The following is a 14,510-nucleotide window of genomic DNA, read 5'->3' as shown; positions in this document are numbered from 1 at the left end:
CGGCCCATGAAACTCGGTTCGCGCCGCCGCGATCCCGCTGCGTCGTCAGGCACAGCCCGATCTGCAGGATTGCTGGCGGCACAACTCTTCTGGCTCTAGCTTCAGCACCTGCTTGAGCTGCTTCTGATCGGTCTTGCCCTGCGTGCTCGACTTTAGGCTGGCGAGCACTAACGCCAGCGCCGGGCCTGCTTCGGCGGGGGGGGCGTCGGTCTTCGAGGCCTTGCCCGCGCGGCTGTCGACGTCCGCCAAGCGGAAGTAGGCCCACCGCCCCTGCTTGCGCGACTCCACCAGCCGGGCCTGATGCAGGATGGCCATGTGACGCGAGACGGTCGACGGCGCCAGCGCCAGCACCTCGATGATCTGGCACAGGCACAGCTCGCGGCCCTCGAGCAGCCCGAGCGCGCGGAGGCGGTTCTCGTCTCCCAACGCCTTGGTGATCGCCAACAGGTCTCGCATGCCAGGCACCCGCCACTGAGTTATTTCGTTACATGACGAAATGTACAACAGGCCGCCGCGAGAGTCAACACCCGTCAGCCCCCACTTCCGGCGGGGGCCGACGACGCGGGCCCCATCGAAGCGCGGAGCTCGACGAGCGGCGTGTGGTTCACCTGGATCAAACCGCGGCGCGGGCGGTCGAAATCGAGCACCACGAACAACACCATGCCGAACAGCAGGTTCAACGCACACCACAGCCCCAGGTGGCGTATCGTTGACTGGCCCGAGGAATGCCCGATAAGCAGGCTGAACACGAGCACGCACGTCACCAACAGCCACAGCACCGCGGGCTGCAGGTGGCTGGCGGCCGCGAAGTCGCGCGTCGACGCCAGGTCGATCACGTCGTTGGCTGCGGGAACGATCTGGCTGGTGCGCGTCTGGGTTGCGTCGGCGGCCGCCGCCGCCTCGACCTGGCGCCACAGGTCGTTTAGCAGCCCGCCCATCGTGTCGCGCGCCTGCTTGGACCTCTCAATGTTCAGCCCGTCGTCAAAGTATGCCAGTCGTGCGTCGACAAACTTTACCAGCGTGGCGCGGATCGCGCTGCGTTGCGGCTCCTGCAGGAGCCCGGCCCGCAGGTAGCAGGTGCCCAGCGCGTTGGCCTCATCCAGCACCACACGCCGACGCGTGTCGTGCCGTGCGGCGGTGGTAGAGAAGGAAACCGCCACCAAGAACGCCACCAACGCGAAGATGCTGGCCTTGATGGCGCCCGAGGCGCTGCGCGACAGCTCCGGCTCGTTGGCGTGCAGCCGGCGACCAAGGCGGAAGCCGATCTCGTTGCACAAGAACATGACCGCGGACAGCGCCGCGATCGCTTGCCAGCTAGCCATACCGGGGAGGGGATCGTACACGTGCGTCGGGGCCCAGAAACTGGCGGGGGGACGAAGACCAACCCTAGATTGATCGGAAGCCGCCCCGGACGCCAGAGCAGCCCCGCGGGCGTCCCCGCAGACCTAGTCTGACCGGCCCGCAAGAACGGCAGTCCGCTGCCAAAACACGCCGGCCGCGGTGCAGAAACCGCGGCGAAACCCACCGCGTCAAGAACTTTAGTGCTCCCTCTTGGACTCGAACCAAGAACCTACTGATTAAGAGTCAGTTGCTCTGCCAATTGAGCTAAGGGAGCGGCTGGGTAAAAGGTAGCAGAAATCTGCACGGTCGCAAGGCGGCGGGCAGCGGCCACGCACAGGCGGAATTGCCGATAGCCGACGGGCTCCACCCCGTCGGCTATTGGCCGATGGCCCCCTATTCTAGACCGCCGCAGGCCGTGAAGGTTCGCAGGGCGTCTTGCAGGGGGGCGATCTGGTGGACGCGGATCACCTGCACCCCCTGGCGGGCCAGGGCGAGCGCCGCGCCCACCGTGGCGGCCGTGCGGTCGCGGTCCGGGTCGCCGATCAGCTTGGCGAGCAGGCCCTTGCGGGAGTGCCCCACCAGCACGGGCTGGCCCAACGCGTGCAAGCGCCAGCAGTTCTGCATCAGGGCCAGGTTGTGCTGGTGCGTCTTGCCGAAGCCAATGCCCGGGTCGAGGCAGATGCGGGCCCGCTCGATCCCGGCCGCCAGCAGCGCGTCGCGCCGGCCCGCCAAGTAGTCGAGCACGTCTTGGACGACGTCGTCGTACCGCGGGTCGTCCTGCATCGTCTGCGGCGTGCCGCGCATGTGCATCGCGCAGACGCCGGCGCCCGTCTCGGCGGCCAGGGGCGCCATGGCGGGGTCGCCGGCCAGGCCGGTGACGTCGTTGATCACCTCGGCGCCGGCGGCGATCGCCTCGCGGGCCACGGCGGCCTTGCTGGTGTCGATAGAGATCGGCGTGTCGGTCAGCTCCGCCAGGCGGGCGATGACCGGCGCCGTGCGGCGGACCTCTTCTGATTCCGACACCGGCGCCGCGCCGGGGCGGGTGCTTTCGCCGCCGATGTCGAGGATGTGCGCCCCTTCGTCCACTAGCTGCATGGCGTGGTCGACCGCCCGCTGGGGGTCGGCCCACTGGCCGCCGTCGGAGAAGCTGTCTGGCGTGACGTTGACGATCCCCATCAGCAGCGGCCCGTCGGCCGCCGACAGCGTGCGGGTGCGTAGGCGCCAAGCGGCGGCGCGGTTTGCGTAGTGGCTTTGCGTGCTCACGGCGATCGTGTCCCGGGGACTACTCCTGGCCACGGACGAACGCCATCCAGGCCAACACCAGGGCCGTGAACGGGATGTAGAACAAGAACCACGGCGTCCACCAATACGCCAGCGCTACGCTGACCACGGTGACCGCGGGGAGCACCCAGATGGTGTCGCGCCAGAATTGCTTAGAGCCGGGACGCATGGGGCGAGGGGTTAGAGGCGAGGGGCGAGAGCTTCGATCATGATGAAGCATCCACGCGGGCGCGTCTAACCTCCGTCCCTCCGGCCCTCGCCCCTCGCCTCACCACGGTTCTTCCATGGAACCGACGATTTGCTGCGCCAGCCGCTCGATCGTCTGCTGCTGGCTCGAGGCGACGCTCTGACCCGCCGCGGGGAACCAGTTTGCGTTCTGGGCAGAGCCGGCCAGGCCGGGCGGGAGGGCCATCGTCCGGGTGGCGAGCGTGGGGTCGGCGAGCATCGGGTCGCGGCGGCGGTTGATCCAGGTCACCTCTACGGAGATCTGATTCTCGAACAACCGCGGCGAGTCGTAGGGGTCCTCCACCAACACCCGCCGGGTGTCGTCAAGCAGGCGGACCACCAGCAGGCTGTCGGCCGTGGGGTCGTTGACCACCCTGAACGGGGTCTTGGTGTTGATCTCGCGGACCACCGCCTCGGTGAGCCGCTCGCCCAGGTCGCGGCGTAGGCTGTCCGAGGCGATCATGGGCACCTGCACGGTGCGGATGTCGGGGGCGTAGAGCGCATCGGCGCCCACACGGTAGTTGGCGCAGCCGGCCGCAGCGATCAACAGCAGAGCGATCGACGGCTTGACCACGGATAGCACGGATAACACCGATGGACAGGACGGAAGGCCTAACCACGAAGGTCACAAAGAAGCACGAAGGACGGTATGGATCAGGGTTGGAACCTAGGGGATTGCAAGCGGCAACCAGAGATAGCAGCCCAAGGTTTGACGCTCAGGCAGTGTCCCGCGCCCGCACGATGGTCCACCGGGCAGCTTGCAATCTCAACTGGGTCGCTTTTCGATCCGTCTGTCCGTCCTTTGTGCTTCTTTGTGCCCTTCGTGGTTAGATTTCTTATCGGGTGATGGGGGCATCGCCGGAAACCGGCTGTTCGTTCGCGATGCGGGTCTCTTCGCTGATCTGGCGGAGCTTGGTGATCGCAGCGCGTTCGCGGCTCTCGGGGAACATCTCGATGACGTCTTGCAGCGGGACCTTGGGCTTCTCCGGCAGGCCCCCCAGCGCGATCAGCCGCTCGGCCGCCTGGATGCCGACCGGCGCCTCGCTGCGATCGCGCGCCAGCTCGGCGTAGTAGATCTTGGCGGCGCCGTACTCCTTCAGCTCGTCGTAGTACTGCGCCATGTTTAGTTTGCGGGTGTCGACGGCCAGTTGCAGCTCCGCCTCGACCTTGCGGAGCCGGTCGCGTTCTTCGCTGCTGAGCTGGCTGTTGAACTGCACGCGGAGCTGCTTGAGCAGCTTCTGGGCGTCGTCTAGCGGCGTGCCGTCGTAGTCGGGGCCCTGGTACATCCGCAGCTTCGACTGCAGGCCCAGCAGGTGGGCGTCGAACTGGTGTTCGCTGCGCGGGTACTCGCGACGCAGCAGCTCGTAGTTCTCGTCGGCGTCAAAGAACCGGTTGCGGCGGAAGTAGCTGTTGGCGGTCGCCATGATCGCGTCGTCCGCCCACGGGCCGGTGGGGTCGTTCAGGCGGATGCTGTCGTAGGTCTTCATCGCCTGGCCGATGATGTCGAACGTGGGCTTGGTCTTGTCTAGCAGGTTGGGCTGCAGCGTGTAGTTCTGGTCCTTCTCCCACTCGGCCTCCCAGTACTGCGCGATCGACCACTGCCGCTTCACCAGCGTGTCGAGCTTGCGGGTGCCGGGGAAGGCGTACACCAGGTCGTCGTAGGCGTCGCGGGCGGCGCGGTACTGGTCCTGGAAGTAGTAGCACTCGGCCAGCAAGAACATCGCTTGCTCGCACACCGCCGAGTTGGGCCAGCGGGCGATGGCCAGCTCGAGCGGCCCCTCGGCGCTGGAGTACTTTTCTTCTTTGAAGAGCGCCTCCCCTTCGGCCAACGCTTGGCGGGCTGTTTCTTCGTTGGGGCCCAGGCCGACGGCGGTCTTGATGCTGTTGTAGGCGTTCTTGGGGTCGAGCCCGGGGAGGATCCCCTTGCTGCCGGTGTCTTCGCCGTAGACGCCGATGGCGATCTCGTCGACCGGGGCGTCGATCGGGCGGCCCTCGCCGTCGTACCAGCCCTCGAACCCGGGGACTCGGAAGCCCTTGCCGGGCACGAGCTCTGCCTCGCGTTTGTGGCGGCCCCACCACTCCTTGCTGCCGGGCTTTTCTTCCCGGCTAGAGAAGGGCCAGTCGATGGCGTAGACGGATGGCGTAAAGCCCACACCGGAGCAAACCAGGGCGAGCAGGACGGTTAGTAGCGATCGGCGCATGGCGGTTCCCTGACGGCGCGGAAGGGGCGCGGAGCAAAGCGGCGGGGACGGTAGGAGAACCGGCCGGGGGCGTCAAGGCGGGGCTGCCGCGCCGCGGGAGCGCTTGGGGGGCTAGCAACGCAGCCGCTCGCAGTGCAAGCAACACCAAGGCAAATAGCCGACGGGCTCAATTGCTCCGGCTTTGCCTGCTGCTCCACGTGCGCCTTATTGATTTGGGTCGTACATGTCCCTGCTCTCGCTGGGTTGGCGCGTCTCCTTGGCGATGTCGCTGGGGGCGTTCGCGTCCCCCTCGGGCGCCGGGGGAGGGGCGTGGCGCAGGTGGGCCACCAGCAGCGTGGCGCCCTGCTGCTGCGACGCCTGGGGCGTGACCGTCAGCCCGTCGATCGCGCGGTTGATTCGCGCCACCGCACGGGCCGAGCCGGGCTCCAGCAGCTCGCGGGAGAGCGCCAGCTCGAACAGCGGCTCTAGGTTCAGCCGCTCGGCCTGGGCGTCCTCGGCGGCCCGCTCTTTCAGGAAGGGCGCCCCGTCCGCGCTCAGCACCGGCTGCATCGACACCGCCGCGGACTGGCCCGGCAGCAGCTCGCCGATCCAGCAGCCACGCAGCGGCGCGTCCTTCTGGCCGTCCTGCCGCTCTACCAGCGCAAGGCTGCTGAGCGTGTGCTGGGTGCGGTTGGTGATCTGCGGCAGGCCCGCCGAGCTCTTGGTCAGCGACACCGCGCCCCCGAGGTCGATCATCTGCTCGCTGTGCGCCATGCCGGTGCTAGCGGAGCTGACGAACAGGTTGCGGAGCCGCACCCGTTCTTGCCGCGAAAACTCCACCGGGGAGAGCGACTCGCCCGGCAGCAGCGTGAAGTCGTCGCGCGCAGCGAACGGCGCCGCGACCGCCGATCCGTCTTCGAACTCCATCTGGTACGTCGTGGCCAACGACGTGTAGAGCGCGGTGTAGCGGGTCAGGCAGCCGCGCGGGTAGTCGGGCTGCGCCTCGAGGATGGCGACCTCGGTCTGCGCGCGGACGAACCCGATGTCGAGCTGCGCCTGACGCACCACGACCCAGGTGGCGAGCACCGCCAAGATCGGCGCGGCGATCCACGCCAGCTCTACGCGGCCCAGCGTCTGAAAGAAGGCCCAATTGACAGGCCCGATCAGCAGCAGGTAGATCCCCAGGCAGGCCAGCACGAAGCCGCGCCCCGGCACGTTCACGCCGGCCGCCTCGCGCAACGCCTCGCGGGCCGCGCTCGAGGCGGCGCTAAAATCGTTCCAGGCGCCGTAGCCCCCGGAGAACGTCGGGGGCGTCAACTCTTCGATCGGTTGCTCTTCGAACCCCGGGAAGGCGTTGAACCGCCCGCCGCCGGCAACCACCTGCGGCTTGAAGGTCACCGCGGCGTCGCCGTCGGCGTGGGTGTCTCGCACGAAGTAGCGGACGCGGGTGTTGTCTGCGGCGCTGACCCGCGTCGGCTCGCCCGCGAGCCACTCGACCACCACCCCGCTGTCGCTGCCGACGCTGTACTTCTCGCGGGAGAGAAACTTGCGTCCCGGGCGCCGCAGCAACGCCGCGTTGAAGAAGTTCTCGGCCCCGCCCGACCAGTTCAACAGGTCGCGCTCGGCGAGCTGGAACGCCGTGACCACCACCCTGCCCCGCCCCACGGGACGCTCGATCACCAGGTCGCCGCAGCCCGGCACGGCGGCGGCCCCCGGGCGACGCGTGAGCTTGACGCCCGACCACGGCGTCGTCGGCCGGAGCGCCGCGGCTTGGCGCCGCCCCACCAGGAAGGCGTCGCTCAGCGGGCCCAGCGTCCTGGCGGTCATGCTCACCGCCCCGTCCCCCTCGGCCGGCAGGTAGGGGTCGAGGAAGCTCTGCCGCAGCAGCCCCAACGAGTCGGGCCCGCTGATCACAAGCTGCCCCCCCCAGTGCAGCCAATCGACCAGCGCGGTGCGTTGCTGCGGCGAGAGCGTGTCGGGGTCGACCTCGTCCCACACCACATACGCGATCGAGGTCCAGCAGAGGGGGGCGTCGGGGATCGGGGGCTGACCGTCGAGCTTCGGCGTCACCACGCGGTACTGCCGCGGGAAGGGGAGCGTCGATCCGATCAGCGACTCCGGTTCGAAACCCGAGAACGGCGCGTTCACCGCGTACAGGCTCTTGAGGAACGTGTACCGCGCCGGCTCCTTGGCCAGCACCACCAGGTTGTACTGGTGCGCCAGCATCGGGCTCAGCGGCAGCGGGCCGTCCGTACGCCGCACGCCGCCGCCGCGGTCGGACAGGCGGCTGATGATCCGCGTCGGCTCGTCGCTGGGCGCCGGGAACAGCACCGTGTCGATCTGTTTCACCTGCTGCTTGGGGAGCGCCACCGGGCGGGTGCTGCGGATGGAGAACGCCGTCCGCGGCACCGCGATCGGTCGGTCCTGCTTGTCCAACAGCTCCTGGGTCGACTCGCCGACCCAGTCCTCCAGCTTCGACTCCATCTTCTGCGACACCGCGGTCCAGTGCCCCGGCTTGACCAGCAGCAACGCCAGGTCGGTCTCGTTGGGGAGCGGCACCGGCGCGGCGATCTCGAACGGCTCGGCGGCCTTCTCACGTTGCAGGCGGGCGATCCGCTCGCGTTCTTGCTCCTCGGCGTCCTTCAGCTCGCGGGCCGCCTTGGCCTGGGGGGTCTCTGGCTCGCAGCCCTTGCAGCCGGGCATGCAGAGGATGAGCGGGATGAGGACCAGTAAAAAACACGAGATCCGAAACCCGAAACCCGGAACAGGCCCCAAGAACGAAGCACGGGGGTTGGAAACCTTCTGGCCAGCGAGATGTTTCAGGCGCTGCCTCATTCGTGCTTCATGCTTGTTTTGGGTTTCGGATCTCGTCCTTCGGATTTCCCATGGTACCGCGGGAGTTCCAAAACCGCATCGTGACCGCCGCCAGGCCCCCGAACAGCAGCATCTGGAACAAGCAAACGCCCGCGGCCTGGTCCTCGACGCCGTAGTGCAGCAGGTTGAAGAGCCGGACCGTCAGGGTCTGGGCGCCCGGCAGCAGGATCGTCGCGGGGAGCTCGGTCAGCGAAACCGCCAGCGCCGCCAGCCAAGCCGCCGCTAGCGCCGCGGGCCGCATCGGCAGCAGCACGCGGAATAGCCGGCGCCAGGGGCTGGCGCCGTCGAGCTCCGCGGCCTCCAGCACCGCCGAGGGGGCCGAGCCGAAGGCGGGCCACAGCACCAGCGCCGCGATCGGGGTCGCTTTAATCACGTGCGCCAGCCAAGGGGCGATCGACGTGTGATCGTACAACCAGGTAAGGGGCCACAACGGCGAGTCCCACGGCTGGTTGAACACGCGGACCAGCGCGATCCCGATCAGCACCCCGGGCGCCGCCAGCCCCAGCGCAATCGCGGCCCCGGCCGCGCCCCGCCAAGCCGCCGATCGCAGCGCGTAGGCCAGCACCGCGCCCAACACGGCGGCCGCTGTTGCGGTCGCGGCGCCGAGCGTCAGCGACCGGCCCAGTTCGCGCCGCATCCGCCAGGGCGCCGCCGCGACCATCTCGGCCGCCTTGCCGGCCGACCAGCTCCGCCGCCAGGCGACCTTCTCGGGCGAGGCCGCGTCTTCGACTCGGTAAGAAGAGACCCCCGCCTGGTAGACCAAATTCGCGGTCGGCGCGCCGATCTGCACCGCCAACAGCGACGCGGCGGCCGCGCCCGCGACCCACCGCAGGGGGCCCAGCCGCAGCCGCCAGGGGGGACGCGTCTCGTCGTCGCTACGCGTCATCAGCACGCCGCCGATCAACAACGCCGCGGCGGCCAGCAACGTCAGCAACGCGAGGCCCAGCAACAGCCCCGTGAGGTTGGGCGACTGCGCGTAGAGCGCGCGGGACGCGGGGTCGTCGCCCGCGGCCGGGTCGAACGCCCCCAGCACCGACTGCGTGTAGACCTCCTCGGCAAACGTACGCACCTGGAACAGGTCGGTCACGGTCATCTCTCCGCCAACCACCACGCAGGTCCACAGCAGCGCCGCGGCCGCCGCCGGCGCCGCCATGCGAAGCGACACCCGCATCAGCACCTGCGGGCCCGACATCACCGGCAGCGCCGCTTCTTCGAGCTGGGCGTCCACGGCCCTCAGCCCGGCGCCGGTGATGACCGCGATCCACGGCACGGCCGCCATGGCGTGCACCCACACGGCGCCCCAGAAGCCCGCCAGCAGCGGGTCCGCGGGTTGGTCGGACGCGTGGGCGAGGGTCCACCAGCCGTCAAAGCCAAACGCCGCCATCCAGCCGGCGGCGTGCAGTTGGATCGGCAAAAAGAGCTGCGCAATCAGCAAGGCCGCGCCCCAGCGGGCGCCCGGCGCGTCGGTCTTCCAGACCAGCACCGCCAGCGCCACGCCGAGGGGCATCGCGAGCACGCAGACCGCCGCGGCCAGGGCGAGGCTGCTCTGCATCAGCCCGGCCGAACGGGGCGCCAGCCCGCTGGCGAGCAGACCGACCAGGCACGCCAGGGCGAGGATGACACCGGCACGATTCATGCCGCCCATGGTACCACCGGGGCAGGACGGCGATGCGTGGCGCCGCGGTATTGCACGGCGAATTCACGATTCTTGTTGCGACCCGCGGCTCGTTGAGATACCCTGAACCTTAGACGCGGAAGGGAAGAGGCGCTCCTCGGTCAACGACCACTCGGGAGGGCCAGGCATGGGCATCCGTGTAGAGTGTCCGAATGGACACGTGCTGAATATTAAAGAGAAGTACGCCGGCAAAAAGGGCCTCTGCCCGAAATGCCCGGGCCAGGTCTTCGTGCACGTACCCGACGTGACCGAGGTGATCCAGCGCGCGGTCGACGAGAGCGAGCAACGCACAAGCGCCGCCGGGTCGAGCGTGTTCGACGAGGCGATGGGCAACTCCGAGGCCGGCGACAGCGGCAGCGCCAGCCTGCTGAGCGGCTCCGTGATCCGGCACCACATCCGCTGCGAGTGCGGCTCGAACGTCCCCATGTGGTACGCCAAGTGCCCCACCTGCGGAAGGTTTCTCGAGCATTAGCGCCCCAACCGCGCCCCGAGCGTGCAGCCACTAGCCGACGGGCTCCGCCCCGTCGGGGTGGCTCGGCTGGAGCATCGATCGACGCACCCCGACGGGGCGTAGCCCGTCGGCTGTTCGGGAATTCTTGCATTGGTGGGGCGCAATCTCTGGCGCCCCTCGCGGCGCGTGGGAAACCCGCCTTGCTTCGACTTGGCGTGGCCAGTACCCTCCGGCCGCTTGGCGATGGACCGCCTCTACTGTGACGCCGGAAGGAACCGATGAAACTCCCTAGCCCGCCGCGAACCAGTTCGCTCCCCTACGTGCTGATGCTCATCGCCCTGGGGGTGCTGCCATCCACCGGATGCCTGCACCTGCTGCTGGCCTCGGGGCTCTACATGTGGCAGGGGGGCAACGTGGTGCCCGCCAAGTGCAACGAGCTGGAGGGCCAGCGCGTCGTCGTGTTCTGCCCCCCTCCCCCCAGCAGCGAGTTCCGCCACGCCGGCGCCTCGCGGCAACTGGCCCAACGGCTTAGCTCGAAGCTGGCCAAAGACGTGCCGAAGATCGACGTGGTCGACCCCAAAGAGGTCGACAACTGGGTCGATGAAAACGGCCCCGACAAGTACAAGGAGCTCGGCAAGGCGGTCAAAGCCAACCGGCTGGTGCGGGTAGAGATGGACCACTTCGACCTCTACAACGGCCCCACGCTCTACCAGGGCGCGGCGGAGATCACCGTCTACGTCTACGACATCGACAACGGCGGCAAGCTGCTGTGGGACGAACGCCTCGGCGAGTTCAAGTTCCCCACGCACAGCGGCACCCCGGTGCAAGACAAGAGCGTCTCGCAGTTCCAGAACCAGTTCATCGAGATCTTGGCGTCGGAGCTGGGCCGCTACTTCTACAAGCACGACCCCCACGCCAACTTCGCGCTGGACGCCACGGCGAACGACTGACGTCGTGGCGGTTGGCTTTCAGCGATCAGCTTTCAGCTTTCAGCTCTGGATGGAGCCGGAAGCGTTAGCGCCCGGAGGCGTCTCGCGACGCACTCCGGGCGCTGACGCTTCCGGCTCCATCGCTCTTTCTGGGCGGTGGTTCTCCCACAACCGCCGCGCGAGATCGCAGAAGGCCTCGAAGGCGGCCTCGTCGTGGAAGGCGCGGGCGGGGATCGTGATGTCGTCGCCTTCTCCACGTTCCAGAAACAAGAACTCGTCCGTGCGGCGCACGCCGCAGAAATAGCCCCAACGCATCTCTGATGAGACATTGGGCCGGGCGATGCGCACTCCCTCATATTGGAGCGTGAGCGAGTACGCACCGTCTTGTGGGGAGTTCTTGCAACGCTCAATTCTTGCGATCGTCTGCTGCGTGATCGCACGTTTTAGTCGTCGCCAAGTGAACGCCGCTCCGATCAAATAGCGGATCGACAACCCTACTAGAAAAACCGAGAGAGCCATCGATTTTCGATCGGGCGCCCAGGCCGCAACACCGACGGCCCCTGTCAGGAACGCATACATCAGTTGTCGACTCCTCTGAGCCGCAACTGTGCTTCGATAGGTAGCGTCGTACTTTAGGACGCGATCGACCGTGATCGCGATCATGTCCTCGTCTTCCTGCACTCGCACCGTCACCGGCGGCTCGATCGCCTCGACCCTCGGCGGCGTGTAGGCGCCCGCGGGCGCCGGCGACTGGTAGGGGTTGGGCTCGGTCATGGGGCCCCCAATCTACCACCAACTACCACCAAATCGAGCCGGTAGCGTCAGCGCCCGGAGTGTGGCGCGTGTACCCGCTCCACTCCGGGCGCTCCATTCCAGAGACGGGGCGCTACCGGCTCAAACCCCTCCTGATCGCTTGCGCGTCCCCCCAGCCCCGTTCGCGAAGCGAACAAGCCCCGTCCGCCGCGGCGGACAAGCCCCGCGAGCGCAGTGAGCCACCCCCCCGGCGGCGCAGCCACCCGCTTGACCCCTACTTTTCCCCGCTCCTACAATCACTGGCTTGCTCGCCCCGCTCCGCGGGGCTGTTTTTTGCACCCGCTGCGGCCCTGGGCCGCGGCCTCTGGAGAACCTGCCGTGGCGGGCGTTTGTGTTATCGGCCTGCAATGGGGCGACGAGGCGAAGGGGAAGATTGTCGACCTCTTGACCCCCCGGCACGACCTGGTGGTCCGCTACCAGGGGGGCGCCAACGCGGGGCATACCGTGGTGGTGGGAGACGAGGTCTACAAGCTCTCGCTGCTCCCCTCGGGCATCCTCACCCCCGGGGTCACCAGCCTGATCGCCGGCGGCGTGGTGCTGAACCCCGCCAAGGCGATCGAAGAGCTCGACGAGCTGGCCGGCCGCAACGTCGACTGCTCCGGGCTGCGGATGAGCGACCGGGCGCACGTGATCTTCCCCTGGCACTTCGCCGAAGACCGCCTGATGGATCATGTGTCGGGCGATGGCGAACGCGGCGAAGGCGAGGAGCGCACCGAGGGTGAAAAGATCGGCACCACCGGACGCGGCATCGGCCCCTGCTACCGCGACAAGGTGGGCCGCACCTACGCCGTCCGGCTGGGCGACCTGTACCGCCCCAACCTGAAGCAGCGGATCGAGCACATCGCCGCGGCGAAGAACAAGTCGCTGGCGGCGCTGGATGATTCTGGCCAGTTCGAGCCCCTCGACCCGCAGGCCATCTACAACCAGTACGCGGCGTTCGCAGAGCGGCTCAAGGCGCACGTCTGTGACGCCACCGAGCTGCTGCTTACCGCGCTCGAGTCGGGCAAGCGCGTGCTGTTCGAGGGCGCCCAAGGGGCGCTGCTCGATGTCGACCACGGCACCTACCCCTACGTCACCAGCAGCAACAGCTCCGGCGTCGGCGTGTGCAACGGCGCGGGGGCGCCGCCGCAGCAGGTGCAGAAGGTGATCGGCGTCGTGAAGGCCTACTCCACCCGCGTCGGCGGGGGCCCCTTCCCCACCGAGCAAGACAACGCCACCGGCCAGTACCTACGCGACCGCGGCAACGAGTACGGCACCGTCACCCGCCGCCCACGCCGCTGCGGCTGGCTCGACGCGGTGGCGCTACGCTACACCGCGCGGCTGAGCGGCGTGACCTCAATCGCTGTGATGCTGGTCGACGTGCTCAGCGGGCTGGACGAGCTGAAGATCTGCACCGCCTACGAGATCAACGGCAAGCAGACCAAGGTCTTCCCAAGCCACGTTGACGACCTCCGCCAAGCCAAGGCGGTCTACGAGACGCTGCCGGGCTGGAAGGAAGAAGTCACCCACTGCACCTCGTACGACCAACTGCCTAAGAACGCCCACGCCTACCTCGACCGCATCGCCGAGCTGGTGGGCGCGCCGGTCGGCCTGGTGTCGGTCGGCCCCGGCCGGGCGCAGACGATGATCTTGGACGAATCCATCGCCTGACGGACGGACGAGAGATGATAGAGGTTAGAGGATAGATGTTAGGGCTGGACGCGCAGGCGATGGAGTACAACCACCCGTAATGCTCCGCGGAGCGCGTCTCTATCATCTAACCTCTATCATCTATCCTCGAACCGCTATCATCTCCCGCCCCATGAGCACGCCGCAGCCAGACCGATACCCCCGGCACATCGCCGTCATCATGGACGGCAACGGGCGGTGGGCGCAGCGGCAGGGGTTGCCGCGGGTGGCCGGGCACGAGGAGGGGGTCAGCGCCGTGCGGCGCATTACCGAAGAGTGCGCCCGGCTGAAGTCGATCGAGCAGCTCACCCTCTACTGCCTGAGCAGCGAGAACTGGAAGCGGCCGCAGAGCGAGCTCGACTTCCTGATGCGGCTGCTGGGGCAGTACATGATCGACGAGCGGGACACGATCATGCAGAACAACATCCGCGTGCGGATGCTGGGCCGCCGCGGGCCGATCCCGGCCGACGTGCTGGCGGAGCTCGACAAGACCATCGCCCTGAGCGCCGCCAACAGCGGCATGTTCCTGAACCTAGCGATCAACTACGGCGGCCGGGCCGAGCTGGTGGACGCCATGCGGGCGATCGGCACCGAGATCCAGGCCGGCAAGCTGTCGGCCCCCGCGATCGACGAGCAGACGATCAGCGACCACCTCTACACGGCCGGTGTCCCCGACCCCGACCTGCTGATCCGCACCGCCGGCGAACTAAGAATCAGCAATTTCTTGCTCTGGCAATTAAGCTATTCAGAGATCTGGGTCACCGACCGCTGCTGGCCGGAGTTCGACGAGGCCGCGTTGCACGAAGCGATCAGCGACTTCGCCGCAAGAGAACGCCGCTTCGGCGGGCTGAACGACGCGTAACCACGGATGACACGTATCGCACGGAAGACGGACGATAGCCACAAAAAGGCACAAGAAAGCAAAAGAAAGTAATGCCCAACGACCAAGCCCCAATGACCAATCCGTGCGGTGCGACGCGTGGCGATTGTTGGTCATGTGGACTTGGTCATTGAGCATCCCCACCTTGTGCCTTTTTGTGCCTTTTCGTGGCAATCTTCCTTATCCGTGAGAT

At 67.7% G+C, this 14,510-nt stretch carries 13 protein-coding genes and 1 tRNA gene; 4 read left to right on the top strand and 10 right to left on the bottom strand.

The features are described 5' to 3' along the window. Window positions 1–45: 45 nt before the first annotated feature. The 9 genes from Pla175_RS01960 to Pla175_RS01925 form a co-directional block, all read right to left on the bottom strand. Entirely contained in the window at window positions 46–456 is a 411-nt protein-coding gene (locus Pla175_RS01960) for an ArsR/SmtB family transcription factor (RefSeq protein WP_145280821.1), read from the bottom strand. A gap of 74 nt (window positions 457–530) precedes the next feature. Next, window positions 531–1,322: a bestrophin-like domain gene (locus Pla175_RS01955; RefSeq protein ID WP_145280818.1), complete on the bottom strand. Its 792-nt coding sequence runs from the start codon at window positions 1,320–1,322 to the stop codon at window positions 531–533. 220 nt (window positions 1,323–1,542) lie between these two features. Beyond that, window positions 1,543–1,615: transfer RNA gene (locus Pla175_RS01950), tRNA-Lys, on the bottom strand. Between the two features lie 119 nt (window positions 1,616–1,734). Beyond that, window positions 1,735–2,604: a dihydropteroate synthase gene (gene folP, locus Pla175_RS01945; RefSeq protein ID WP_231954122.1), complete on the bottom strand. Its 870-nt coding sequence runs from the start codon at window positions 2,602–2,604 to the stop codon at window positions 1,735–1,737. Between the two features lie 19 nt (window positions 2,605–2,623). Further along, window positions 2,624–2,791: a hypothetical protein gene (locus tag Pla175_RS25775; RefSeq protein ID WP_197527206.1), complete on the bottom strand. Its 168-nt coding sequence runs from the start codon at window positions 2,789–2,791 to the stop codon at window positions 2,624–2,626. A gap of 99 nt (window positions 2,792–2,890) precedes the next feature. Then, window positions 2,891–3,430, bottom strand: coding sequence for an LPS assembly lipoprotein LptE (gene lptE / locus Pla175_RS01940; protein ID WP_197527205.1), 540 nt, complete (start codon window positions 3,428–3,430; stop codon window positions 2,891–2,893). A 253-nt stretch (window positions 3,431–3,683) separates the two neighbouring features. Next, window positions 3,684–5,048, bottom strand: a complete 1,365-nt coding sequence (locus tag Pla175_RS01935) for a tetratricopeptide repeat protein (RefSeq protein ID WP_145280814.1) — start codon at window positions 5,046–5,048, stop codon at window positions 3,684–3,686. Between the two features lie 204 nt (window positions 5,049–5,252). After that, window positions 5,253–7,730: a hypothetical protein gene (locus Pla175_RS01930; RefSeq protein WP_145280812.1), complete on the bottom strand. Its 2,478-nt coding sequence runs from the start codon at window positions 7,728–7,730 to the stop codon at window positions 5,253–5,255. 139 nt (window positions 7,731–7,869) lie between these two features. After that, window positions 7,870–9,537 (bottom strand): ABC transporter permease, encoded by a 1,668-nt coding sequence (locus Pla175_RS01925; RefSeq protein WP_145280809.1) that lies wholly within the window; start codon window positions 9,535–9,537, stop codon window positions 7,870–7,872. A 166-nt stretch (window positions 9,538–9,703) separates the two neighbouring features. On the opposite strand from Pla175_RS01925, the gene Pla175_RS01920 reads away from it, so the two are divergent. Then, window positions 9,704–10,048, top strand: coding sequence for a hypothetical protein (locus Pla175_RS01920; RefSeq protein WP_145280806.1), 345 nt, complete (start codon window positions 9,704–9,706; stop codon window positions 10,046–10,048). Window positions 10,049–10,305: 257 nt separating this feature from the next. Next, window positions 10,306–10,977, top strand: coding sequence for a hypothetical protein (locus Pla175_RS01915; protein WP_145280804.1), 672 nt, complete (start codon window positions 10,306–10,308; stop codon window positions 10,975–10,977). Window positions 10,978–11,016: 39 nt separating this feature from the next. Here the strand turns inward: Pla175_RS01915 and Pla175_RS01910 are convergent, their stop codons facing one another. Next, window positions 11,017–11,730, bottom strand: coding sequence for a YcxB family protein (locus Pla175_RS01910; protein WP_145280802.1), 714 nt, complete (start codon window positions 11,728–11,730; stop codon window positions 11,017–11,019). A gap of 357 nt (window positions 11,731–12,087) precedes the next feature. Here Pla175_RS01910 and Pla175_RS01905 point away from each other — a divergent pair, with 357 nt between their 5' ends. Then, on the top strand, window positions 12,088–13,419 hold the full coding sequence (locus Pla175_RS01905) for an adenylosuccinate synthase (RefSeq protein ID WP_145280799.1): 1,332 nt from the start codon (window positions 12,088–12,090) through the stop codon (window positions 13,417–13,419). Between the two features lie 151 nt (window positions 13,420–13,570). Next, window positions 13,571–14,299, top strand: a complete 729-nt coding sequence (locus tag Pla175_RS01900) for an isoprenyl transferase (protein ID WP_145280797.1) — start codon at window positions 13,571–13,573, stop codon at window positions 14,297–14,299. The last annotated feature ends 211 nt before the right edge of the window (window positions 14,300–14,510 follow it).

Origin of the sequence: Pirellulimonas nuda (genome assembly GCF_007750855.1) — a bacterium.
GTDB lineage: Bacteria > Planctomycetota > Planctomycetia > Pirellulales > Lacipirellulaceae > Pirellulimonas > Pirellulimonas nuda.
Note: the sequence above shows the minus strand (reverse complement) of the source record. Positions and strands in the feature narration are given on the sequence as shown.